The following is a 24,415-nucleotide window of genomic DNA, read 5'->3' as shown; positions in this document are numbered from 1 at the left end:
CCACCCCGTCAGAGGCGGGCGCGCAGTGCCATCAGCCCGAAGCGCGGCAGGCGCAGCACCAACCGTGCCAAAATCTGCTCATACTCCACCTCGCCCGCCATCAGGCGCAGATAATCGCGCCGCAGGCTGGAGGAGCGTTGAAAGGCGCGAGCAAAGCCCGGCTCTAGCGCGGGCAGGAAGATGACCGGACGGATCAACCGCGCCATAAGCAATGCGCGATGCACAGGGCGCAAGGCACGGCAGTAATGGGGTAATGCGGTCTCTGGTTGCCCGGCACTCAACGCCGCAAGCGCCGCCTTGGCCGCCAACTGTCCGCTCTGCATCGCATAGCCGATGCCTTCGCCCGTGATTGGATCGACCAGCCCCGCCGCATCCCCCGCTAGCAGCACGGCACCTTGCCCCGGCACGGTGCGGAAATCCCCAAAGGGCAGGAACTGCCCTTTGAAAGACGCCTCAGCCGCGTCGATCCCCAGCATCTCGCAATAGGCGGACATGGCGCGTTTCATCTCGGGGTTCCTGGCCAAGACCCCACCCACGCCCACCGTGGTCGAACAGCGCTTGGGAAAGACCCAACCATAGCCCCACTGCGCCGCCCCCAAATCAATGCGGATCGGCGCGGCAGGATCCACATGCGCGCCGTCCGCCTCGATCTCGAGGCCAAAGCCGATGCGCGCGCGGTCAAACGGCTGGTCAAAAAGCTCCCGCGCCACTTGGCTATTGACCCCGTCCGCACCGATCAGCACGCCATAGCCAAGCATCGCGCCGCCTTTGAGCGTCACCGTTCCGCTGTCACGGTCGATCTCTGCCACCGCCTGCCCGGTGAAATCCTGCGCACCCGCAGCCAACGCATGACCGCACAGCATGGCATCCATATCCCACCGCATCGTGGCGCAAAGGGCTGGCGCATCCTCGATGATCCCCACCGGCTGACCACGATAGCGGAAATCGACCGTGGTCTTGCGGTCCTGCGGACCAAACGGCATCTCATGCCCGAAAATATCAGCATAGTGGCGCCGCGCACGCCCGGTAACGAGGCCGCCGCAGAGCTTGTCGCGCGGAAAGGTCCTGCGGTCGATCAGAGCCACACGCAACCCGGCCTGCGCCGCCACAAAGGCAGCAGAGGCACCTGCGGGCCCGGCCCCGATCACGATCACATCGAAGCGGTCCACCTCTCAGACCTCTGGCAGGGCATCGCGCCGGATCATGGTGCGCAGCGCGAAACTTGACCGCATCGAGCGGATGCCCGGGGTCTGCATCAACCCCTCTTCCAGAAAGCGGTCGAAATCCCTCAGATCGGCCGCCACCACCCGCAAGAGCACATCCCGTGTGCCGGTCATCAGGTAACATTCCATCACCTCGTCGAACCGCCTAAGGCGCGTCTCAAAGGCCGAAATCGCATCCCTTGTGTGATGCTCCAACTCGACAAAGATAAAGGCGTTGAGCGGCAGGCCGAGCTTTTCCTGGTTCACCCGTGCCGCATAGCCGGTGATGACCCCCTCTGTTTCAAGCCGCGCAATGCGCCGCGCCAGAGGCGTGGGCGAAAGCCCCACCGCCGCCGACAGATCGGCAAGCTTCTGGCGTCCGTCGCGTTGCAGGGCAGCGATGATCTGACGGTCGATGCGATCCATTTTCCCTACTCTTTCCCCGTTTTTTGGGGATATCACCCAAAGGTCACGCGCAATTGACAAGAGTTTGCTGTTTTATCGCGCCTGACCGCTCTTACCTTGTGGGCAAGGAGGAGTCCAACATGCTCACACGTCTGGCGATATCCACACATGAAGAAGTTTACCGCGTCGAGGATCGCGAGAGCGGCCTGCGCGGGTTTATCGCGCTGCATTCCACGCGGCTCGGCCCGGCTGCGGGCGGCCTGCGCATGCGCACCTACGAGGGCGACGACGCCGCCCTTGAGGATGTGCTCAACCTCTCGCGCGGCATGAGCTACAAGAACGCGGCCGCCGGACTGCCCCTGGGCGGGGGCAAGGCCGTCATCCTGGGCGATCCCGACCACGCCAAGACACCGGCACTGCTGCGCGCCATGGGGCGCGCGATCAACAGGCTTCAGGGGCGCTATTGGACCGCCGAAGATATGGGCATGTCCCCCGAGGATATGGCCGAGCTTTCCCGCGAGACACGTTTTGTCGCCGGTCTGAACAGCGGCACACATGCCAGCGGCGATCCCTCGCCGGTAACCGCGCGGGGCGTTCTGGGCGCAATGCGTGCCGGGGCGGCGCAGCTCTGGGGCACGGAGAACCTCAGCGGTCGGCATGTGGCGGTGCAGGGGTTGGGCCATGTCGGCTGGCATCTGTGCCACCTGCTGCACGAGGCGGGGGCAAGGCTGAGCGTGGCGGATATGAATCCCGCCCACGTGGCCAGCACTGTGCGAGAGTTTGGCGCGACCATGGTCGATCCGCGCAGCATCCATGCCGTTGATGCCGACATATTTGCCCCCTGCGCCATCGGTGGCGTTCTCAATCCCCGCAGCATCCCCGAGATAAGGGCACAGATGGTCTGCGGTGCCGCCAATAACCAACTGGCAAGCCCCGAAGATGCCGAGCGCCTGCGCGCACGCGACATCCTCTACCTGCCCGACTACGTCGCCAATGGTGGCGGGATCATCAACGTCGCAGCAGAAATCCTGCGCATCGCGCCGCGCGCCCCCTGGGTCGACGAGAGGCTGGACGCAATGCAGGCGCGCATGGCGCATGTTCTCGCGCGCGCATCGGGCGAAGGCGTAAGCCCCGCAATGATCGCCGACCGACTGGTCGAGGAACAACTTTTGCAGGTAGCAGTCTGACGCCTCTCTACCAACGTGAATTGAGCCGGGGTTTCCGGCCTGTTACACTGTGCAAAACACTCACGGAGACCCTCATGCTGCGTTTGCCCCTGTCTTTTGCTCTGATCCTTGGACTGGCTGGGGGCGCCGCGGCGCAAACCGCGCTGAGCGAACGGGTTAGCCTCACGCATGGCACTTTCAGCAGTGGCGGCGGCCTCACGATTGCCACCGAACTGCGCCCGACGACGGACGGACGCACCGCGCTCTGCGGCGTCTGGTCCGAGAGCGAACACCAGTCGAGCTATACCATAGGTGCCGCCCGCGAACTCGTGCGTTTGGCGACGGTTTATGTAGACGGTCAGCGCGTCGCCCAGAACCTCGGAGAATTGCCACAGATCGACCCAAGGCTCGATTATGCCGGCGCGCCCGCAGGCTGCCTTCTCACCTCTCTGGCATGGAAGCCGGGCCGCGTGCCCGAGGTTTTCGTGCCGCGCAAACAGATCAGCCGCAGGAATGGCGGCGGCAGCGATCCACAGATCGATTTCACCCAGACCGGCACCGGCGCGATGAGTTCCTCTCTCCAAGTGATCCCGCTCCTGATCCGCAACAGCCGCACCGTGCCCCTCTCGAGCGCGGCGCAGATGGTCGAAGGACGCTATAGCAGCGGCGGCGGTCTGCGCCTTGCAGCAGAACTGCGCCCCGTTGGCGGACGCGCGCATCTTTGCGGGGTCTGGTCTGATCTGCCGGGGCAGGACCCCCGCACCGAGGGGCTGGGCCGCGAAATGTTGCGCCGCAGCCGCGTGACGCAATCAGGCCAAGAGATTGCCCGCGACCTTGGCAATCTGCGATGGGTGACGCCGCGCCGCGATTTCGCTGGCGCTGAGGCAACCTGCCTCGACCTTGGCACGCCTTGGCGCGCGGATCAGGCACGCGCACCGCTCACGCTGCACCTGCCCGAAACGGTGGTCTATCGCAGCACGACCCCCAAAGGTCAAAACGTCATCCGGTTTGGCTCTTGATCCGGGCGGTTTATTCACAACGCGATCGTGAGGCCCACAAGTTTTCGCTTGAAGCAGTCCAAGCGACGGTGCTATCCAGAGCGCCGCGGCGGGTATGGTGAAAAGGTATCACGAAAGCTTCCCAAGCTTCAGTTACGGGTTCGATTCCCGTTACCCGCTCCAGAAATTCATGACTTTTTAGCCGCGCAATTCCGTCAAAATCGCTTCGGCCGCCACGCGTGGGTCTTGGGCAGACCAGATGGGGCGACCGACGACGATGTGATCGGCCCCATCTGCGATGGCCTGCGCGGGAGTCGCCACTCTTTTTTGGTCGCCGAGGGCGCTACCCGCAGGGCGCACACCGGGGGTGACGATCAGGCGGCCTGCCGCCTCGGGCAACGCGCGGATCATCGCGGCCTCTTGCGGGCTGGCAATCACACCATCCGCTCCGGCGTCAAAGGCGCGACCCGCACGCTCGGCCACCAGATCGGGCATATCCCCTTGCTTGATCATCCCGGCATCCAGATCGGCCCGGTCCAGCGAGGTCAGGATGGTCACCGCGAGGATTTTCATCGGCTTGCCCGAGGCCCCCTCTTTCGCCGCGCGCACCACATGCGGATCACCATGCACGGTCAGGAAATCCAGATCAAATTGCGCCAGCCCCCGCACAGCCGCCTCGATCGTGGCACCGATGTCAAAGAGCTTCATGTCGAGGAAAATGCGCTTGCCCTGTTCGGTTTTTAGCTCATTGGCAAGGGCCAGCCCGCCGCCGGTGAGCATTCCGAGGCCGATCTTGTAAAACCCAACAGCGTCGCCCAATTGCTCGGTCAGTTTCAGTCCCGCCAGCGCGTCGGGTACATCGAGAGCTACGATCAGGCGGTCGTCGGTCATGGGGCGCGGTCCTCTGCTGTCGGATAACGCCCTTGTCGCGGGGGGGATGCGCGGCGTCAAGCCTCTGCGAACATTCCGTCAAGGGCAGAGTCCGCCCAGGTGATGCGGTTCACATTCCGGCGAAACTCGGGCAAACGCTTCAATTGCCGCAACGCATCGCGCCAGAGGGCATCATGGCTTGCCTCTTCTGCAGGGGCCGTGACGTTCAGACTGATCTGTCCGGTTTCCGTTTCCAGCAGCAACACGCCGCTCAGGCGGTCGGCCTGACTGTCCTGGCGCAGATCGCGCGCGCGCACCTTGATGATATGCATCATGAGAACCCTGTCACTGTTTACAACACAAACGACCAACACAGCTGGCAATTTACAGCCTTGATACTAACGATAGACTTGCGCAATCTCATGGTAAAATCACGACCCTTTTGCATCTTTTTCTGGATGAGCCTCCGGACTATCGCTTAGGCCACAAAGGCAGGCACAGGGTGCCCAATCACCCGGCGTAGCCGAATGTCTGACCGGCCAGAGCGGTGCAGATACCGCGCCCGCTCGACGAGGCCACGCATCACCCTTGCGAATTCCGCGGTCAGCGGTGCCCGGAAGAACACAGGATAAACCAGCCGCTCTTGCCCGTCGATCATTTCTGCCCGCGCGACAAAGGCCGCCCATTCCGGATTGTATCCAACCGCTTCAAGTCTCACTGCCTGCTCTGTCATTGCTTCTGACCTCTTTGAAGGGCGATATGGCCCTGTGGATAACTCCGAAAAAGATCGGTATCGCATTAGGTTCTGCCAAGTCCCTGTCACGAAAACGTGGCGCTCATGCGAATCCGGCACGATCTGTCTTGAACCTCACGGCGCCGTTACCCATTTATGGAGAGAGGTCCCCGACCGCCGCATGCCTAATGCTGGGTGCGCCACCGGGGGAACGCTTGTCAAAAGGAGAAAGCCCATGGACTTCAACAAGTTCACGGAACGGTCGCGTGGTTTTATTCAGGCGGCACAGACCATCGCGATGCGCGAAAGCCATCAGAAACTATCCCCCGAACATATTCTCAAGGCTCTGCTTGATGACCCCGAGGGGCTGGCCAGCAACTTGATCAAACGCGCCGGTGGCGCGCCGGAACGCGTGACACAGGCCAATGATATCGCACTGGCCAAAATTCCGCGTGTCTCTGGCGACGCCGGGCAGACCTATATGGACCAGCAGACCGGCAAGGTCCTGGCCGAGGCCGAGAAACTGGCGCAAAAGGCAGGCGACAGCTTTGTTCCGGTCGAGCGTATATTGACCGCGCTTGCGCTGGTGAAATCCCCCGCCAAGGATGCGCTGGAGGCTGGCGCGGTGTCCGCGCAGAAACTGAACGAGGCGATCAACGACATTCGCAAAGGTCGCACGGCCGATAGCGCCTCGGCAGAGGACACCTATGAGGCGTTGGAAAAATATGCCCGCGACCTGACCAAGGCCGCGCGCGAGGGCAAGATTGATCCCATCATCGGCCGTGATGATGAAATCCGCCGCGCCATGCAGGTGCTCAGCCGCCGCACCAAGAACAACCCGGTTCTGATCGGGGAACCGGGGGTGGGTAAAACCGCCATCGCCGAGGGCCTGGCCCTGCGCATCGTCAATGGCGACGTGCCCGAGTCCCTGCGCAACAAGCGACTTTTGTCGCTCGACATGGGCGCGCTGATTGCGGGGGCCAAGTATCGCGGTGAATTCGAGGAACGGCTCAAGGGTGTGCTGAACGAAGTGACTCAGGCCGCAGGAGAGATTATTCTCTTTATCGACGAGATGCACACGCTCGTGGGCGCCGGCAAGGCCGATGGCGCCATGGATGCCGCAAACCTCATCAAACCGGCACTCGCGCGCGGCGAATTGCACTGTATCGGCGCGACCACGCTCGATGAATATCGCAAGCATGTGGAAAAGGACGCGGCGCTCGCCCGCCGGTTCCAGCCGCTCGTGGTCGAAGAACCGACAGTCGAGGACACGATCTCGATCCTGCGCGGGATCAAGGAGAAATACGAGCTGCACCACGGCGTGCGCATCTCTGACTCCGCGCTTGTCGCTGCTGCCACGCTCTCGCACCGTTACATTACCGACCGGTTCTTGCCCGACAAGGCGATCGACCTGATGGACGAGGCCGCGAGCCGTCTGCGCATGGAAGTGGATAGCAAGCCCGAAGAGTTGGACGCGCTCGACCGCGAAATCCTGCAAAAGCAGATTGAGGCAGAAGCGCTCAAGAAAGAGGACGATGCCGCCTCTCGCGACCGTCTCGAAAAGCTGGAAAAGGAGCTGGGCGACCTGCAAGAGCGCTCGTCCGAAATGACCGCCAAATGGCAAGCCGAGCGTGACAAGCTGGCCGGCGCGCGCGACCTCAAGGAACAGCTTGACCGCGCCCGCGCCGAGTTGGACATCGCCAAGCGCGAAGGTAATCTCGCCCGCGCCGGCGAGCTGAGCTATGGTGTCATTCCTGGGCTGGAAAAGCAACTGGCCGAGGCCGAAACCCAAGGCGACGATGGCGTTATGGTGGAAGAGGCCGTGCGCCCCGAGCAGATCGCACAGGTGGTGGAACGCTGGACCGGCATCCCCACCGCCAAGATGCTGGAAGGCGAGCGCGACAAGCTCCTGGGCATGGAGGACAACCTCCACCGCCGGGTGATCGGCCAGAACACCGCCGTCAAGGCCGTGGCCAATGCCGTGCGCCGCGCACGCGCCGGGCTGAACGACGAGGGGCGCCCCTTGGGCAGCTTCCTGTTCCTTGGGCCAACCGGCGTGGGCAAGACCGAATTGACCAAGGCCGTCGCCGAGTTCCTCTTTGACGATGACAGCGCCATGGTTCGGATCGACATGAGCGAATTCATGGAAAAGCATTCTGTCTCGCGTCTGATCGGTGCGCCTCCGGGCTATGTCGGCTATGACGAGGGTGGCGTGTTGACCGAGGCCGTGCGCCGCAGGCCCTATCAGGTGGTCCTGTTCGACGAGGTCGAAAAGGCCCATCCTGAGGTGTTCAACGTGCTCTTGCAGGTGCTTGATGACGGCGTGCTGACCGACGGTCAGGGTCGCACCGTGGATTTCAAGCAGACGCTGATCATCCTCACGTCGAACCTTGGCTCTCAGGCGCTCAGCCAATTGCCCGAGGGGGCAGATGCCGCCACCGCCAAGCGCGATGTGATGGACGCCGTTCGGTCGCATTTCCGGCCCGAGTTCCTGAACCGGCTGGATGAGATCGTGGTGTTCGACCGCCTCACACGGCCGCAGATGGACGGTATCGTCGATATCCAGATGGCGCGCCTGCTCAAGCGGCTGGCAGCCCGCAAGATCCAACTGGAACTGGACGACAGCGCTCGCAAATGGCTGGCTGACGAGGGCTATGATCCGGTCTATGGCGCGCGTCCGCTCAAGCGGGTGATCCAACGCGCGTTGCAGGACCCGTTGGCCGAGGCGCTCTTGTCTGGGGATATCCTTGATGGGGCGGTGGTGCCGGTGACAGCAGGGCCAGAAGGTCTGATTATCGGAAACCGGGTTGGCAGCACGATACAAGAGCCACCAAAGGACGCCGTGGTTCACTAAAACCGAAAACGCCCCTCTGAGCGATCAGCGGGGCGTTTTTTCGCCAAGCAACTGCAATCAAACCGTGTTTGGCTTGGCCGCGTCGCGCTTGACCTTGTATTCCTCGGGGATTGGCATGCGGTTGAAGGCATCGAGACCGGCGATTTTATAGGCCTCAGCCAGCGTCGGATAGTTGAACGTGTTCTGCACGAAATAGTCCACCGTGCCCTTGAGGTTCAAAACCGCCTGCGCGATGTGGATCAACTCCGTCGCTCCCTCGCCCACGATCTGAACCCCCAGAACCCGCCGCGTCTTTAGCGAAAAGAGCATTTTCAGCATGCCATGCTCCAGCCCCATGATATGCCCTCGCGACGTTTCACGAAACCGGGCGACGCCCACCTCATAGGGGATGCCGCGCGTCTGCATTTCCTCTTCGGACATGCCGCAAGTGGAAATTTCGGGCACAGAATAGATGCCATAAGGAAACCACGGGCTTTCGGGAAGGGTCGGGATGTCGAGCGCATGACATGCCGCGACGCGCCCCTGTTGCACCGAAGTCGAGGCAAGGCTGGGATGCCCGATCACGTCGCCTGCGGCATAGATATGCGGCACCACCGTTTGATAGGTCTTGCGATTGACCTCAATCCGATTGCGATGATCGGTCTTGATCCCGGCCGCCGCCAGATTGAGCGCAGAGGTTGCACCCATACGCCCGGCAGCAAAGAGCAGCATTTCGGCCCGCACATGGCGGCCGTTGGCAAGGCTTACCTCGACATGCTCGCCCGCGTCCTCGATCCGCTCGATGGCAGAGCCTAGGCGCAGATCAACACCATTCTCGCGGATTTGATGGACGAAATCCTGAATGAGAACTCGATCGATGAAATCAAGAAAAGTATCCCGCGGCTCGATCAGGGTCACGCGCACGTCAAGGGCGGAAAACATCGTGGCATATTCCACCCCGATCACGCCCGCGCCCACGACGATCAGACTGCGCGGAATCTGCGCCAGTTCCAGAAACTCGTCGCTGTCCACCACGGTGCGCCCGTTGAACGGCACGTTGTCCGGGCGGTGCGTTTTGGTGCCGGTTGCAATCAAAAAGCGGTCGGCGGTCAGGCGCGTGACATCGCCCGCCTCGGTCGCAACCTCGATGGTCTTGTCATCCACGAACCGCGCCATGCCGTGCAGCGTATCGACATGGTTGCGGTTGAACTGATGTTCCAGAACATCAACCTCGTGGTCCAAGGTCATATGCAGCCGCGCCTTGAGGTCATCGGCGCCAATGTTGTCCTTGACCCGGTAAGAGCGGCCATAAAAGCTGCGCTCGCGCCAGCCCGAGAGGTTCAGTACAGTTTCGCGCAGTGTCTTGGACGGGATCGTGCCAGTATGCACCGACACGCCACCCAATCGATCCTTGCGGTCGATCACGAGCACGCGGCGTTTCAGTTTGCCCGCCTGAATGGCAGCGGCCCGTCCTGCAGGACCGCTGCCAACGATGATCAGGTCATAATGGCTCATATCTTAATCCGCATAGAGTGCTTCGGCATGGAAGGTGACGTGATCTTCCATAAACGTCGAGATGAAGAAATAGCTGTGGTCATAGCCTTTTTGAATCCGGAACGTGCCCTCTTGGCGGCGGGCGGTCATCGCATGAGCCAGCGTTTCGGGACGCAGCAGATCGAGAAATTGATCCTTGTCGCCGGTATCCACCAGAACCGGCCCGTCAAAGCCGCGCTCTGCCATCAAGAGGCTTGCATCATGCGCTGCCCAGGCGGACTCGTCCGCGCCGAGATAGGCCGTGAACTGCTTGCGGCCCCAATCGCTGTTGGTCGGGTTGCAGATCGGCGAAAAGGCCGACACGGACCGAAACCGCCCCGGCAGGGACATCGCTAGCGTCAGCGCACCATGTCCGCCCATGGAATGCCCGGTGATTGCCTGCCGGTCCATATCGAGGGCAAAATTCTCACCGATCAACGCTGGCAATTCCGTGGCGACATAATCCCACATCTGAAAATGCGGTGCCCAAGGGGATTGGGTGGCATTCACATAGAATCCGGCCCCCTGCCCCAGATCGAAATTCTCGTCATTGGCCACACCATCGCCGCGCGGGCTTGTGTCCGGAAAAATCAGGGCAATGCCTTGCTCTGCCGCCCAGCCCTGCGCACCGGCCTTTACCATCGCATTTTCATGGGTGCAGGTCAGGCCCGAGAGATACCATAGCACCGGCACCGGACCATCCTGCGCCTCAGCAGGCAGAAAGAGGCCAAAGGTCATATCTACGCCACACACCTCAGAGGCGTGGGTATAGACGCCCTGAGTGCCGCCGAAACAGGTGTTTTCCGAAACCGTTTTCATCATATTCTCCTCTAACGTCCGTAGGACTGTTCAGTAAAGTTGGTTCACCCAACCGATGACAAGCGACACCGTGATGATGGCAGCGCCGGTGGAAATCAGAATCGAGGACGAGACGCGCTTGGGTGCGACGCCGTAATGCTGTGCAAGCATAAAGACATTGCCCGCCACCGGCAGACTGGAGGCCGCAATCATCACCGCCCCGGCATAGGGGTCTACCTCGAAGAGGTAGAGCACGGCAAAGGCCACGAAAATCGGGTGCAGCACCAGTTTGCAAAACGATAGCCAGCCCGCAATATGCGGCCTCTCTGCGGATTTCGACGCGAGCGAAGCCCCGATGGCAAAGAGCGCGCCGGGTGTCGCAGCGCCGCCCAGAATACGCACGAAATCGTTGATCGGGTCCGGAATGGGCAAGCGCAGCCCAGACCAAGTCAGGCCCAGAACGATCGAGACAATCATCGGATTTTTCAAGAGCCCCATACCCACCGTGCGCAGAATACCGAAGCTAAGCCGCCCATCGCGTGAGCCGGTGATCAGAATAACCACAAGCGAACCGAACACGATAAGGTCGACCGCCAGCACGATCATCACCCAACCAATCGCCGCCTCACCCATCAGCATCGCAAGCATCGGCACGCCAAGAAACCCCACGTTTCCGATGACGGCGCACTGTGCCTCGATGGCGACCTCTTGCACATTAACGCGGCGCAAGAGCGCCACCGCCGTGGCGATGCCATAAACAAAGGCCGTGGCCCAGAGATAGGCGAGGATGAAATTCCAATCCAGCACATCTGCCAATGTAAGGTTGGCCGAGAACCGGAAGAGCATCGCCGAAAGCGCGAAATAAAAGACAAACTTGGTCAACCACGCGGTTGCCACCTCGGGAAAAAACCCGGTGCGCCCGGCACCATACCCAAGCCCGATGATCATGAAGAAAGGTAGGGTCTGGAGAAAGATACTCAGCATGCGGGTTTGGTAGACAGGCAAATGGGCAGGGTCAATCGCAACCATCATATGCGAGGGCAAATAGCCAAGAGAGCCCAGGATCACTCGCCTCGTGGTCTGTAGCGACAATGCGACAGCACCCCTGCGATGACGCTATCTATCTTTTTTAGCAATGTTTGCTATTATGACGGTCTGTCCGTATCTCGTTTCCGGTTTCATAACCTGATCAAGGTATTGAGAAATTTTGGTATAGATATCTGACATTACCTTGCTCAGGATTGTCTCCGCTCGTTTTCCGCGGGGGAAATCTTTTGTTGGGGGAAAAACAATGTCTGGAAAGTTTAGAATACCGGCTCTGATGGCCGGTTTGGCTCTTTGCGCATGTGCGTTGGAGCCGGTTGTTAGCAAAGGAACGATTTCTGTCGATGGCAAGAGCTATCCATTCGAAGAAGTCTATCAACCAGCATCTTATGGACCCGGAGGTGCAACGTCCTACTTCGTAACGATTGATGGGGTCCGTATAAGATGCTCGCCAATTGAACCCATGTGCCAAACTGAGGTTAGGCAATTTCTCGAGTTTAGTGCGTCAAGAACGTCTTCTCCTGCCATTGTTGTATCTGAGAGTCCTGCGGCGACCTCAGGAGGATTTGAATACGGCGACTAGGCTTTATCCGCTGCCGATCAGGACACCGGCGGCAAAAACCAGTGCCCCGCCCAAGACAACCTGAAACGCCGCCCGAAAGAACGGCGTTTCCATGTATTTGTTCTGAATCCAGGCGATTGCCCAGAGTTCGACGAACACAACCACAAAGGCGATGATCGTCGCGGTCCAAAAGTCCGGGATCAGATAGGGCAGGGCGTGCCCCAAACCGCCTACGGTTGTCATGATCCCAGATGCGAAACCGCGCTTCGTCGGGCTGCCACGCCCCGAGAGTTCGCCATCGTCGCTGGCAGCCTCGGTAAAGCCCATTGAAATGCCCGCGCCCACACTTGCCGCGAGGCCGACGAGGAAGGTGGTCCATGTGTCCTGCGTGGCAAAGGCCGTGGCAAAGATCGGTGCGAGCGTGGACACGGAGCCATCCATCAACCCGGCAAGCCCCGGCTGCACCCATGTCAGCACAAATTGCCGTTTCGCAGTGCGATCCTCGGCATCGCGCGCGTCGGCATCGAGATGTTCGGCCTCCAGCTCTTCGGCGCGGGATTGGTGCCCGGCCTCGGCCGCCGCGAGATCCCCAAGCAATTTACGGGTATCGGCATCGGTGGTGCGCTGTGCCGCCTTGAGATAAAAGGCACCAGCGTCGCGCTCCATCGCCTCGGCTTCGTCGCGGATACGCTCGATCCCAAGATTTTCGACCAACCAGATAGGGCGGCGGGCATAGAACCCGGCGACATGTTCGCGCCGGATCAGCGGGATCACCTCGCCAAAGCGGCTGCGATGCAGCTCGATCAGCCGGTGACGGTGGCCGTCCTCTTCGGTCGCCATCCCGTCAAAGATCGCGGCGGTATCCGGAAAATCCTGTCGTAGCATTTCAGCATAAGAGCGATAGATGCGTGCGTCATCCTCTTCCGAGGAAATAGCAAGTGCGAGAATCTCCTGCTCGCTCAGGTCGCGGAAGCGACGACGGGATGTCATGCCGGGAATCATCGGGCACCTCAATTAGAATTATTCTAAATTAGTTTAGCGCTGCATGCTTCAAAGGCAAAGGGGTGTTGTGCAGTTCAAAAAGTGAACTGCTTAGTTCATTTTAATCTTGAATTCTGAGCCGATCTGTTTAGTTATGTATCTGAACGAAACAGTTCAGTTATGGAGTTCGATATGAAAAGCGCCTTGACCGTTCTCACTCTCTCACTCAGCCTGATCGCGGCACCTGCCTTGGCCTTCAGCTTTGACACCAGCAGCCTGACACCCACGCTGACCTATCCCGAACCTGCGCCAGCGCCAGTGACGCAGGGCAATTCGGGTATCAACCGATAAGCCACGCCAGAAACACCGTCCCGTGACCGCGCGCAGACGGGCTTGCGGTTACGGGGTTGGGCCGACTACACTGTCCCGACCTGTGGGGAGGGGTTGGATGTCGGCACCAGCCGTTGAAATCAAGAAAGGTCGCAAGTTCGATCAAGTGCTCGAAGGGGCGCGGCGGGTCTTTATGCGCGATGGCTTTGAGGGCGCCAGCGTCGATGAAATCGCGCGGGAGGCGCAGGTATCCAAGGCGACGCTCTACAGCTATTTCCCCGACAAACGGCTACTTTTTTCCGAAGTGGCGCGGGTCGAATGCAACCGGCAAGCCGAAGAAGCGCTTGAAGTGATCGGCAAAGGGGCGAGCATCGAGCATGTGTTGCACGAAGCGGCCACGCGGATCGTGAGTTTCTTTCTATCGGATTTCGGCCAGCAAGTGTTTCGCATCTGCGTCTCGGAATCGCATCGGTTTCCTGAATTGGGGCGTCGATTCTATGCATCGGGCCCGGACCTTGTTCGTGAACGACTGAGCAAGGTCTTGCGACCCTATGTCGAAGCGGGGATTCTCAAGATCGACGACATGGACCTGGCCGCCAATCAGTTCGGCGAGCTGTGCAAGGGCGATCTCTTTATCCGCAGCCTCTGTGGCATGTGCACAGAGCCATCCAAGAAGGATATAGAGCGGGTGGTCAATGGCGCGGTCGAGATGTTTTTGGCCCGCTACCGCGCCTGATCAGGGGCACCGCGCCCCAGCATGTCCGCCGCAATTTTTTCGGCCATCATGATCGTGGGCGCGTTGGTATTCCCGCTCACGAGGCGCGGCATGATCGACGCGTCAACCACGCGCAACCCATCAACTCCGTGAACACGCGCGGCCGGATCGACCACCGCCATATCCCCGCGCCCCATCGCGCAGGTACCGACAGGGTGATAGATCGTATCGGCACGGGCGCGAATATCGGCCTCGAGTCCTGTATCGGACCAATCATGCGGATGCAGCCGCTCCTTGCGCCAAGGCTCGAGCGTGGGCGCACGCAAAATCCTGTCCATCTGCCGCGCACCTTGCATCATCACTGACAAATCGCGCGGATCGCTCAGGAACGCCGGATCAATCAGCGGCGCATCCGTGGCACGGGCAGAGCGTAGCGTCACCCGCCCCCGGCTATGAGGCCGCAACACGCAGACATGACAGGAATAACCGGGGCGGAAATGCAGCCGACGCATGTGATCTTCGACAATGCCGATGACGAAATGCAGTTGCAGATCAGGACGCGAAACCGAGGGATCTGAGCGCAAGAATGCTCCGGATTCGGCATAGGGCGTTGCGAAAGATCCCTGCCCGGTCTTGCGCCATTCCAAGGCCGCATTGCCCAGATGCCAGAGGCCCTTGGGACCCAAGCTGATGACATCGTCGCGCTTCGAGGTTTCCGCCAGGATGTAGTCCAGATGATCCTGTAGGTTTTCCCCCACACCCGGCAGGTCATGCAGAGGCGCGATACCCTGCGCCTGCAACGCCTCGGCAGGGCCGATCCCGGACAGCATGAGAAGCTGCGGCGAACCGAAGGCCCCACCGCTCAGGATCACTTCGCGTCGCGCGCGCATCTCTTGCTCGCGCCCCTTGTGGCGGTAGCGGAGGCCCGTGGCGCGTTTGCCGTCAAAGGTCACGCGCTCGGCCATGGCTCGGCTGATCACCGTCAGATTGGACCGCCTCATTGCCGGAAAGAGATAGGCAGCCGCGGCCGAGCAGCGTTCGCCGCGGTGCGGACCGTCAAAGAACTGCGTAACCTGATAATGCCCCGCACCCTCTTGGGTCGTGCCGTTGAAATCGGGGTTCCGGGGGATTTGCAGGCTCTCGCAGGCAGCGATGAAGGCCTCGGAAATAGCACGCGGCGCGCTCTGGTCCGTAACCTGAAGTGGCCCAGACTGGCCATGCAGTGCACCGCCATGCTGCGCATTCCGTTCCGCGGCACGAAACCACGGCAGAACGCTCTGCCAATCCCAACCATCACAGCCAAGTTCGGCCCACTCATCATAATCGGAGGGGTGGCCGCGCACGTAGAGCATGGCGTTGATCGCGCTCGAGCCGCCCAACGCCCGACCGCGCGGCTGAAATCCCCGCCGCCCGTTCAGCTGCGGCTGCGGCACGGTTTTCAGCGCCCAATTGTTGATCTTGGGTCGGCCTGACACCATCGCCGCCACGAGGCCCGGCGCGCGGACAAAGATGTCTTGCCCGGAACCGCCCGCCTCGATCAGGCAGACAGTGATGCTGGGGTCCTCGCTCAACCGCGCCGCAAGGACACAGCCCGCCGATCCCCCACCCACGATGATGTAGTCATAGATCATGGCCCGCCTCCCTCTGCCCCGCCACGCTAGTCTTAGGACCGTCCCAGACCAAAGCGCGACGTGGCGTCAGAGATGCGAAGGATCAGCTTGGGCTCATGCCGCGCAAACGCTCGGACCGGCGGCGCAGGTACTCCATGGTCGTCAGCAGCGCAATCGAGATCACCACGAGGATCGTCGCCACCGCCAGAATGGTCGGGCTGATCTGTTCACGCAGGCCGGTGAACATCTCCCACGGCAGGGTTTGCTGATTGGCCGAACCGACAAAAAGCACGACAACCACCTCATCGAAAGAGGTGATAAAGGCGAAGAGACCGCCCGAAATCACGCCCGGCAGGATGAGCGGCATCTGAACCCGAAAGAAGGTGGTCACAGGGTCTGCACCCATGTTCGCCGCCGCGCGCGTGAGCGAGCGATCAAAACCCACCAATGTAGCGGTCACGGTGATGATCACAAAGGGAATGCCCAGCGCCGCATGCGCCAAAACCACGCCGAAATAGGTACCTTGCAACCCGATACGGCTGTAGAAGAAATACATCCCAGCCGCCGAGATGATGAGCGGCACGATCATCGGCGAAATGAGGATCGCCATGATCGCGCGACGGAATGGCACGTGTTCTGAACTCAGGCCAATCGCAGCCAGCGTGCCAAAGCTCACCGAAAGAATGGTGGCTGCCGGAGCGATCATCAACGAATTGCGCAGCGCCTGTTGCCATTCGTTCGAGGTGAAGAAATCCTGATAATGCTTGAGGCTATAGCCGGCGGGATCAAACCGCAGCATCTCCGGCGTAAAGGTAAAGAAGTTCTGCGCGTTGAAGCTGAGCGGCATCACCACAAGGATGGGCGTGATCAGAAAGATGAAAATCGCCCCACAGATCACCCGGAATGTATAGTGCCAGAGCACCTGTCCACTGGTCAGATACGGCGCAAGATTGGCGCGGTAGCGCCCTTCGCCAATCCAAAAGATGAACCAAGAGAAGAAAAGACCAAAGAGCAGCCCCAGCACAAACCCCGGCACGCCAGCCAAGAGTACGCCCGCAATTATAAAGAGCGCGACAAGACCCCAGCGCGTGATCTTTTCTTGACCCAACCCAAAGACCGCCAGTGCAATGTAGGCCAGCAGCATGAGCGCAACGGCCCCAATCGCAACCCCCATCAAACCAGAGCCATGCGCCGTGCCGACAAAGAGGCCGACAAAGCCCCCGGCCGCGCCAATTACTGGCAGCGAAAAGGAAAGCGGCTTGGTTTCGACCGGTGTCAGTGTGAATCCGTTCATGTCTCTTACCCCAGCTTCACGTTGTCGATGCCGACGATCTTGTCATAGGCCCAGTAGAGGATCAGGACCACCCCCAGCAGGATCGTGCCCAACGCCGCCGCAAGACCCCAGTTGAGAGAGGACGAGATATGATATGCGATCCGGTTGGAAATGAACGTGCCTGTGGTGCCGCCCACAATCTCGGGAGTGATATAGTAACCGATGGCAAGGATGAAAACGAGGATCGACCCTGCACCGATTCCCGGAACCGATTGTGGAAAGTATACGCGCCAGAAGGCCGTCCAATTGTTTGCCCCAAGCGATTTGGCGGCGCGCAGATAGGTGGGGGGAATGGTCTGCATCACCGAATACATCGGCAGGATCATGAAGGGCAGCAGAATATGCGTCATAGCCACGATGGTGCCGAACTGATTGTTGATCATCACCAGACGGTTCTCATCCGCGACCAGCCCCAGCCAGACCAGAACGTCATTGATGACCCCCTGCTGCTGCAGCATCACCTTCCATGCGCTGGTGCGCACCAGAAGCGAGGTCCAGAATGGCAGAAGAACGAGGATCATCAACAGGTTGGCTGTGCGTGACGGCAGATTGGCCAGAATCCACGCCACAGGGTAGCCAAGGGCGACACAGGAAAAGGTGATCATCAGCGACATAAACATCGTGCGCTGAAAGAGAATGCCGTAGATGCGTTCATCCTCGCTGCGCAGGGCGATACCCTGCGGCGTCTTTTCCATGTCCACCGCATTCAGGAAGTAGCCGGTAGTATAGGGCGGCGAATAGGTTTTGATGGTTTCCCAAAACGTCGTATTGGCCCAATCCTTGTTCGACTCGAAAAAGGCCTCGCGCATCGCTATCGGCGGCAACGTTGCCGCAGTCGCCGCCCGCAAGCTATCTGCGCCGGGTCCGGCATAATTCTCCAGCGCGGTTTTCGTAGCCGGATCCTCAAGATCGAGCGCCAAGGCAGCATAAACGGCTTCCCAGGGTTCTTCCTTGGTGACGCTCTTGCCATCTACAAATTGGGTAAAGGCAGCAAAGGCCGCATAGGCGCGTGCGGTATTGGGCAGAATATCGGAAATCGCGGCACCGGGCAGAAATTCGGCATCACCGCTGAAGGTTGTCGCCTCCAGAGCCTCAAGCCGGGCGATCTGATTGGACATCAGTCGTGTATTAGGCTCTGCCCCGGCACCACCAGACATCATCTCGACCCAAGTCGTGGCTTCTGCAAAAGCGGGATCAATCCCTTCCAGCGCGTCTTGGAACACCTCTCCAATGTCGTTCATATCCCGCCCAGAGGTACGAAAGAGCGAGGAAATGCCGCTCTTCTCGTAGTTCAGGCGGCTTCCCAGCTTGGTGTGTTCCTTGGCCTCGGCGGCCAAAAAGAGATCAAAGAACAGCGCCCGAAACACCTGTTCATCGGGAACCTCGGTTGCATCCCAATCGCGCAATTCCTCAACCGTCATGGGCAGGGTGTTGCCAACGATCTGGTTTTCGACCGAACGGAACAGCATATCAACGATGGGTGCAATGAAGGTCAGGAGGACAAAGATCAATAGAGGGGCGATCAGCGCCAATGCCCGCATTTTCTGGGCACGCAAGGCGCGGCGCAGGCTGCGTTTCAGAGGCGTGCCATCGGCGGCAAGCATCGGGCCGGTGTGGGTGCTATCGCTCATGTCTTCCCCGTCGAAGTGTTCCGGTTATTCAGCCCGGGTCTTGTGCCCGGTCAAAGAAGCGGTGAGGCCGCGTGCGGCCCCACCTGTGGTTAGACTAGATTACTGGGCCAGCCACGACTGGAACTTGGCATCCAGATCATCGCGGTTGTCAGCCCACCATTCGTAGTCATAGATATGGACGTTTGACGCATTTGCCGGGTCGGTCGGCATATGCGGTGCCATGTCGATCCCAAGCTCTGCGTGCTTGCCCACCAGTGGTGCCGAAGATGCGCGCGCCGGACCATAGGAGATATAGGCTGCCTGATCCGCCAGACGCTGCGTGTCAGTGCCGAACTTGAGGAAGTCCATCACACGCGCCAGACGGTCTGCGGGCAGACCGGCGGGAACGATCCAGCCGTCGAGGTCAAAGGACTGCATGTCCCAGAGCATCGCGATCGGCTGACCCTGCTCTGCAATCGCCGAGAACAGACGACCATTGAACGTGGAGCCGATAAAGACTTCGCCATCTGCCAGAAGCTGCGGGGTTTCCGCACCGGCGGACCACCAGACAACCTGGTCCTTGATCGTGCCAAGCTTGGCAAGAGCGCGCTCGACGCCCTCGTCGGTGCCCAGAACGTCGTAAATCTCGTCCTTGGCCACGCCGTCGCAATAGAGCGCCCATTCCATGTTGTCGATCGGGCGCTTTTGCAGCGAGCGCTTGCCGGGATATTTGGCAAGGTCGAACACGTCACAAACGCTGCTCGGCGGCTCGGTGCCGGCGGGCACCATATCGGTGCGATAGCCGAAAGTGGTCGAGTAAACGATCTGCGGAATGAAGCAGTCGCTGACGATCAGATCGCCAAAGTCATCGCTGGCGGAGGTGCCATCGGGTGCTGCGGCCAGCATTTCGTCATGGTCGATTTCCATCGCCAGACCTTCGTCGCACAGACGCATCGAGTCAGAAGCCACCACATCGACCAGATCCCAGGTGATGTTGCCGGCTTCGTTCATCGCGCGCAGCTTGGCCACCGCCTCGGCAGAGCTTTCGTCCCAGGTCGCGGTCACGCCGGGATTGGCGGCCAGATAGGGCTGAACATAGGCCTTGTCCTGGCTGGCCTGATAAGCCCCGCCCCAGCTGACGATGGTCATGCTGTTGGCCATATCCTGTGCGGTGACGGCGGTGCCCGCAGCGACGGTCAGAGCCGTGGTCGCGAGCAGGGTTTTCGTCAGTTTCATAAACATACTCCCAGTTTATCCCGTTTTTCGATGGTTGGGCCCTGCGCTACGGGCGGAACGTCGAGGGCCTTGCTCAACCCGCACCGGTCCTGTGGCCGGCGCGCGTATTCTTATACTTGGGGCGCATCCAGTGCGCGGCAATCCTCTGGCAACCAGCCGATCTCGATCTGCTCTCCGGGTTGGAGACGGCGTTGATCGGGGGCGTTTCGGGTCTTGATGATGAAATCATCCGATCCTGCCACCCGGAGCCGCGTGCGGAAAATGTCACCCATGTAGATGAATTCCAGCACTTCAGCCTTGAGCGTATGCGCATCCGGCTTGAGGCGGTCACGATTGAACTCAACCCGTTCGGGGCGGATGGAAATCAGCGTGCGGTCGCCCGGTTTTTCGACATTCACGGGTTTCGCGTCAATCAGGTCGCCATTGTCCAGCTGCACAACAGCGATGCCATTCTTGATCTCTTTGACACGACCCTCGAGCGTGTTGTTCTCACCGATAAACTGCGCAACAAAGCTGTTCTTGGGGCTCTCGTACAGCTCATCCGGCGGCGCGATCTGCTGAATGCGTCCATCGTTGAAGACCGCCACCCGATCCGACATGGTCAGTGCTTCGGTCTGGTCATGGGTCACATAAACAGTAGTAATTCCGAGGTTGTGCGCAAGATGGGTGATTTCGAACTGCATCTTTTCGCGCAATTGCTTGTCCAGCGCGCCAAGGGGTTCGTCCATCAGCACCAATTCAGGCTCGAACACCAGCGCCCGGGCGAGAGCCACACGCTGTTGTTGGCCCCCAGACAGCTGCGACGGACGACGCCCACCAAAGGCACCCATTTCCACCATTTCAAGTGCCCGCTTGACCTTGGCCTCGCGGTCGGATTTGCCAATCTTGCGCACCTCGAGCGGAAAGCTGAGGTTTTCGGCAATCGTCATGTGTGGAAATAGCGCGTAATTCTGGAACACCATGCCAATGCCGCGCTTGTGTGGCGGAATGTTGTTGATGCTCACACCGTCCAATTTGATCTCGCCATGGGTGGCGGTTTCAAACCCTGCAAGCATCATCAGACAGGTCGTCTTGCCTGATCCCGACGGCCCCAGCATCGTCAGAAATTCGCCCTTGGGCAAGGTCAGGTTCAGATCCTTGACGACCAGTGTTTCGCCGTCATAGCTCTTTTGGACACGTTCAAACGCAACGAACGCATCGTTGTTCCCGGTATCTGCCAAAGTCGGCTCCCTATTTTATTCATCGCAAGCGTTTGCCTCGCGTTCGGAAGAAACTAAAACAAGATGGACCTTCACATGCAAGCGGATTGCGGCGCTTTTTTCCCGAAACCGACCTACACAGGTCAAATCGCCTGCAAGTCACGCAAGATAAGTCAATTTTCCTGCAATCGGCCGAGGCACGCTCCGCTTTAGCGCGAGCCCCGGCAGAGTTTTCGCCGGAAACAAGCTTATCCCAGCACCGATTGCACGGCTTTTGTGGTTTTGTGAATCACCTCATCCGCCTCGGATTTCGTCAGGCAGAAGGGCGGCGCAAAGCCCAGGATGTCGCCCTGCGGCATGGCCCGCGCAATGACACCCGTGGCCGCCAGCGCGGCAGAAACCTGCGGCCCCACCTTGTCGGCGGCCTCAAAGAAGACCCGATCATCGCGATCCTTGACGAACTCCACAGCGCAGAGCATCCCTTCGCCGCGCACCTCGCCGACATGCGCATGCGCTCCCAGAGCCTCGGCCATGCCACGATTAAGATAGCCGCCCACTTCACGGTTGTTGGCGATCAGGTTCAGATCATCTAGCAACTTGAGGTTGGCCACCCCCGCCGCCGCACCGATGGGATGCGCTGAATAGGTCCAGCCATGGCCAATAGGGCCATTCTCATCCGTGCCCTGCTCCAGCACCTTCCACATACGGTCACTGACGATGCTGCCCGAGAGCGGCGCATAGGCGCTGGTAAGGCCCTTGGCGATGGTGATGAGGTCCGGTTTCATACCATAGTGATCTGAACCGAACATGGTGCCCAAACGTCCAAAGCCCGTCACGACCTCATCTGCCACGAGCAGGATGTCATGCTTGGCCAGCACCTCTTGAATGGCGGCCCAATAGCCTGCGGGCGGCGGCACGATTCCCCCGGTGCCCAGCACCGGCTCGCCGATAAAGGCGGCGATTGTATCAGCCCCCTCGCGCGCGATCAGCGCCTCCAACTCCGCCACGCAATGCGCGACGAACTGCGCCTCGGTCTGATCCAGATTGGCGCGGCGGTAATAATAGGGGGCCTCGGTGTGGATCACCTGCGCCAGCGGCAGGTCGAATTTCTTGTGGAAGAGTTCGAGCCCGGTAAGCGAGCCGGTCATCAGCCCCGAACCGTGATAACCGCGCCAACGGCTGATGATCTTCTTCTTTTCAGGCCGTCCAAGGATGTTGTTGTAATACCAAATCAGCTTGACGTTGGTCTCGTTGGCGTCACTGCCCGAGAGGCCAAAATAGACCTTGGACATATGCGCCGGTGCGCGGTCCAGAACCATCTTGGACAAGGTGATCGACGCCTCGGTCCCGTGCCCCACATAGGCGTGATAATAGGCCAGTTCCCGTGCCTGCGCGGCGATCGCCTCGGCAATCTCTTGACGGCCGTAGCCCACGTTGACGCAGTAAAGCCCGGCAAAGGCATCAAGCAGGCGATTGCCGTCGCGATCCTCGATATGACTGCCGCTGCCGGTCTTGATCACGCGGTTGGGTGCCTCGCCGCGTGCGAACTGCGCAAGATGCGTGGAGGGGTGAAAGAAATTCTCGCGATCCCATTGATCGAGTTGGTCATTCCGCAGCATTTTTGTTCCTTTCGTTTGTTCTGGGGCACCGGAATTTTGAAAAAATTCCGGGCCGAAATCTTTTCAAGATTTCGTCTGCTCACGCCCAATCGCGGCAGACATATTTGATCTCCATGAATTCCTCCATGCCGCGCCGCGCCCCTTCACGGCCCAGCCCCGATTGCTTGACCCCACCAAAGGGGATCGGTGCGCCCGTGACCTTGGTGCGGTTCACCGCCACCATGCCGAATTGCAGCGCCCGCGTCATGCGATAGATGCGGCGCGGATCGTGGCAGTGCAAATAGGCGATTAGGCCATATTCAGTAGCATTGGCGCGGGCGACCACTTCTTTTTCGGTGTCAAAGGGCGTGATTGCGGCCACTGGACCAAAGGTCTCATCGCGCATGATCTCGGCGGCGTCAGGCACATCCGTCAGAACAGTTGGTTGATAGAAAAGCGGTCCTAGGGCATCGCGCTTGCCACCGCAGGCCAGCGTCGCGCCATGCGCCAGAGCATCGGCCACATGCTCTTCCTGCTTTCGAATGGCCTTCTCGTTCATCAACGGGCCGATGTCGGGATCGTCCATGCCGCGCCCGATGGTGAGCCTCTGTACTGCGTCTGTAAACCGTCGGCAGAATTCCTCGTAAATCGCGCGCTCCACATAGATGCGGTTCGCCCCCAGACAGTCCTGTCCGGATGTAGCGAATTTTGCCTTGATCGTTTCATTTACGGCCGCGTCCAGATCGGCATTCTTAAACACGATCACGGGCGCATGACCGCCCAATTCCAGCACCAGTTTCTTGACCGTCCCGGCGCATTGGCGATAAAGCAACTGCCCGATATTGGTCGAGCCGGTAAAGCTAAGGACACGCACGCGGGCGTCTTGGGTCCAAGGTTCGACCACCACGGCGGCATTACCCGTGACCACGTTGAACACACCCGCCGGAAACCCCGCCCGTTCAGCCAATTCGGCTAGGGCCAGCGCGGAATACGGCGTTTCGGCGCTTGGGTGTGCGACCACGGTGCAACCCGCCGCCATCGCCGCCGCCGCCTTGCGTGTGAGCATGGCTGAGGGAAAATTCCACGGCGTGATGAGCGCCGCCACGCCCACCGGCTCCAGCCACAGCTCCACCTCGGCATCGGGCAGGTGGCTTGTGACTCCTTCGATATTGGGGCGCTTGGCCTCTTCGGCATAATACTCCACGAAACTCGCGGCATAGTCGATCTCGCCACGTGCTTCACTTAGGGGTTTGCCCTGCTCCAGCACCATGATCCGCGCGAGGTCTTCGCGATGCGCAAGGATCAGATCGAACCAGCGGCGGAGAAGTGCTGCGCGGTCTTGCGGCAGGGTCATCGCCCAGCCGCCAAACGCACCCTGCGCAGCATCGACCGCGGCACAAGCCTGATCTGCGCTGAGGCTGGCGACGGCCCCCAGCGTGCTGCCATCGGCGGGATTGGTTACGGCAAAGGTTGCCGTATCGTCGCCGCCGACCCATTTGCCGCCGACATAGGCAAAGCTGCGCACAAGGCGTGTGTCGGTGATCCCGTTGCGGGTCCAGATGGCTGAGTCGGACATGGTGACGCTCCCTTCGCGCCAAAGAATGTCTTGGCTCTGCCAAAGAGGGAGACTGAAGTTTGCCGCAAGCGCAGACTAATCTT

21 protein-coding genes and 1 tRNA gene are annotated in these 24,415 nt (G+C 60.2%); 6 read left to right on the top strand and 16 right to left on the bottom strand.

The window, feature by feature from the left end:
* Positions 1-8 precede the first annotated feature (8 nt).
* Both AACZ65_RS02910 and AACZ65_RS02905 read right to left on the bottom strand, forming a co-directional pair.
* Positions 9-1,169 carry a geranylgeranyl reductase family protein gene (locus AACZ65_RS02910; protein WP_339667834.1) on the bottom strand — a complete coding sequence of 387 codons (1,161 nt, stop codon included), beginning with the start codon at positions 1,167-1,169 and terminating at the stop codon, positions 9-11.
* A gap of 3 nt (positions 1,170-1,172) precedes the next feature.
* A complete protein-coding gene (locus AACZ65_RS02905) occupies positions 1,173-1,628 on the bottom strand; it encodes an Lrp/AsnC family transcriptional regulator (RefSeq protein ID WP_037275888.1) in 456 nt (151 codons plus the stop codon).
* Between the two features lie 119 nt (positions 1,629-1,747).
* Between AACZ65_RS02905 and AACZ65_RS02900 the strand changes: the two genes are divergently transcribed.
* From AACZ65_RS02900 to AACZ65_RS02890, 3 genes are all read left to right on the top strand, one after another.
* Positions 1,748-2,794: a Glu/Leu/Phe/Val dehydrogenase dimerization domain-containing protein gene (locus tag AACZ65_RS02900; protein WP_339667833.1), complete on the top strand. Its 1,047-nt coding sequence runs from the start codon at positions 1,748-1,750 to the stop codon at positions 2,792-2,794.
* A 74-nt stretch (positions 2,795-2,868) separates the two neighbouring features.
* Positions 2,869-3,792, top strand: coding sequence for an orotidine 5-phosphate decarboxylase (locus AACZ65_RS02895; protein ID WP_339667832.1), 924 nt, complete (start codon positions 2,869-2,871; stop codon positions 3,790-3,792).
* 88 nt (positions 3,793-3,880) lie between these two features.
* Positions 3,881-3,954 (top strand) — tRNA-Gly (locus AACZ65_RS02890).
* Between the two features lie 15 nt (positions 3,955-3,969).
* On the opposite strand, the gene pyrF is transcribed toward AACZ65_RS02890, so the two are convergent.
* From pyrF to AACZ65_RS02875, 3 genes are all read right to left on the bottom strand, one after another.
* Positions 3,970-4,662, bottom strand: a complete 693-nt coding sequence (gene pyrF, locus AACZ65_RS02885; protein WP_339667830.1) for an orotidine-5'-phosphate decarboxylase — start codon at positions 4,660-4,662, stop codon at positions 3,970-3,972.
* Between the two features lie 56 nt (positions 4,663-4,718).
* On the bottom strand, positions 4,719-4,973 hold the full coding sequence (locus AACZ65_RS02880) for a hypothetical protein (protein ID WP_339667828.1): 255 nt from the start codon (positions 4,971-4,973) through the stop codon (positions 4,719-4,721).
* Positions 4,974-5,119: 146 nt separating this feature from the next.
* Positions 5,120-5,359: a hypothetical protein gene (locus tag AACZ65_RS02875; protein ID WP_339667826.1), complete on the bottom strand. Its 240-nt coding sequence runs from the start codon at positions 5,357-5,359 to the stop codon at positions 5,120-5,122.
* A gap of 250 nt (positions 5,360-5,609) precedes the next feature.
* Between AACZ65_RS02875 and clpB the strand changes: the two genes are divergently transcribed.
* Positions 5,610-8,228 (top strand): ATP-dependent chaperone ClpB, encoded by a 2,619-nt coding sequence (clpB, locus tag AACZ65_RS02870; protein ID WP_339667824.1) that lies wholly within the window; start codon positions 5,610-5,612, stop codon positions 8,226-8,228.
* A gap of 57 nt (positions 8,229-8,285) precedes the next feature.
* Here the strand turns inward: clpB and sthA are convergent, their stop codons facing one another.
* The 4 genes from sthA to mbfA form a co-directional block, all read right to left on the bottom strand.
* Positions 8,286-9,722 (bottom strand): Si-specific NAD(P)(+) transhydrogenase, encoded by a 1,437-nt coding sequence (gene sthA, locus AACZ65_RS02865; protein ID WP_037275901.1) that lies wholly within the window; start codon positions 9,720-9,722, stop codon positions 8,286-8,288.
* 3 nt (positions 9,723-9,725) lie between these two features.
* Complete coding sequence (gene fghA / locus AACZ65_RS02860) at positions 9,726-10,559, bottom strand: S-formylglutathione hydrolase (protein WP_339667821.1); 834 nt, start codon at positions 10,557-10,559, stop codon at positions 9,726-9,728.
* A gap of 30 nt (positions 10,560-10,589) precedes the next feature.
* Positions 10,590-11,522: an AEC family transporter gene (locus AACZ65_RS02855; protein WP_037276816.1), complete on the bottom strand. Its 933-nt coding sequence runs from the start codon at positions 11,520-11,522 to the stop codon at positions 10,590-10,592.
* Positions 11,523-12,168: 646 nt separating this feature from the next.
* Positions 12,169-13,146: an iron exporter MbfA gene (gene mbfA / locus AACZ65_RS02850; RefSeq protein WP_037275903.1), complete on the bottom strand. Its 978-nt coding sequence runs from the start codon at positions 13,144-13,146 to the stop codon at positions 12,169-12,171.
* 171 nt (positions 13,147-13,317) lie between these two features.
* On the opposite strand from mbfA, the gene AACZ65_RS02845 reads away from it, so the two are divergent.
* Entirely contained in the window at positions 13,318-13,476 is a 159-nt protein-coding gene (locus AACZ65_RS02845) for a hypothetical protein (protein WP_170062591.1), read from the top strand.
* A gap of 97 nt (positions 13,477-13,573) precedes the next feature.
* A complete protein-coding gene (locus AACZ65_RS02840; RefSeq protein ID WP_339667818.1) occupies positions 13,574-14,191 on the top strand; it encodes a TetR/AcrR family transcriptional regulator in 618 nt (205 codons plus the stop codon).
* Here the strand turns inward: AACZ65_RS02840 and AACZ65_RS02835 are convergent.
* The 7 genes from AACZ65_RS02835 to AACZ65_RS02805 form a co-directional block, all read right to left on the bottom strand.
* Entirely contained in the window at positions 14,179-15,801 is a 1,623-nt protein-coding gene (locus tag AACZ65_RS02835; RefSeq protein WP_339667817.1) for a GMC family oxidoreductase N-terminal domain-containing protein, read from the bottom strand. The genes AACZ65_RS02840 and AACZ65_RS02835 overlap by 13 nt on opposite strands.
* Positions 15,802-15,883: 82 nt before the next feature.
* Complete coding sequence (locus AACZ65_RS02830) at positions 15,884-17,074, bottom strand: ABC transporter permease (protein WP_339667816.1); 1,191 nt, start codon at positions 17,072-17,074, stop codon at positions 15,884-15,886.
* A gap of 5 nt (positions 17,075-17,079) precedes the next feature.
* Positions 17,080-18,744 carry an ABC transporter permease gene (locus tag AACZ65_RS02825; protein WP_339667815.1) on the bottom strand — a complete coding sequence of 555 codons (1,665 nt, stop codon included), beginning with the start codon at positions 18,742-18,744 and terminating at the stop codon, positions 17,080-17,082.
* A 99-nt stretch (positions 18,745-18,843) separates the two neighbouring features.
* Positions 18,844-19,959: an extracellular solute-binding protein gene (locus AACZ65_RS02820; protein WP_037275912.1), complete on the bottom strand. Its 1,116-nt coding sequence runs from the start codon at positions 19,957-19,959 to the stop codon at positions 18,844-18,846.
* A 110-nt stretch (positions 19,960-20,069) separates the two neighbouring features.
* Positions 20,070-21,179: an ABC transporter ATP-binding protein gene (locus tag AACZ65_RS02815; protein ID WP_081507341.1), complete on the bottom strand. Its 1,110-nt coding sequence runs from the start codon at positions 21,177-21,179 to the stop codon at positions 20,070-20,072.
* Between the two features lie 227 nt (positions 21,180-21,406).
* Positions 21,407-22,777 carry an aspartate aminotransferase family protein gene (locus AACZ65_RS02810; protein WP_339667814.1) on the bottom strand — a complete coding sequence of 457 codons (1,371 nt, stop codon included), beginning with the start codon at positions 22,775-22,777 and terminating at the stop codon, positions 21,407-21,409.
* A gap of 79 nt (positions 22,778-22,856) precedes the next feature.
* Positions 22,857-24,332, bottom strand: a complete 1,476-nt coding sequence (locus AACZ65_RS02805; RefSeq protein WP_339667813.1) for an NAD-dependent succinate-semialdehyde dehydrogenase — start codon at positions 24,330-24,332, stop codon at positions 22,857-22,859.
* Between the last annotated feature and the right edge of the window lie 83 nt (positions 24,333-24,415).

The organism is uncultured Roseovarius sp. (genome assembly GCF_963972555.1).
Taxonomy (GTDB): Bacteria; Pseudomonadota; Alphaproteobacteria; order Rhodobacterales; family Rhodobacteraceae; genus Roseovarius; species Roseovarius mucosus.
This window is presented reverse-complemented; position numbering and strand designations above follow the sequence as displayed.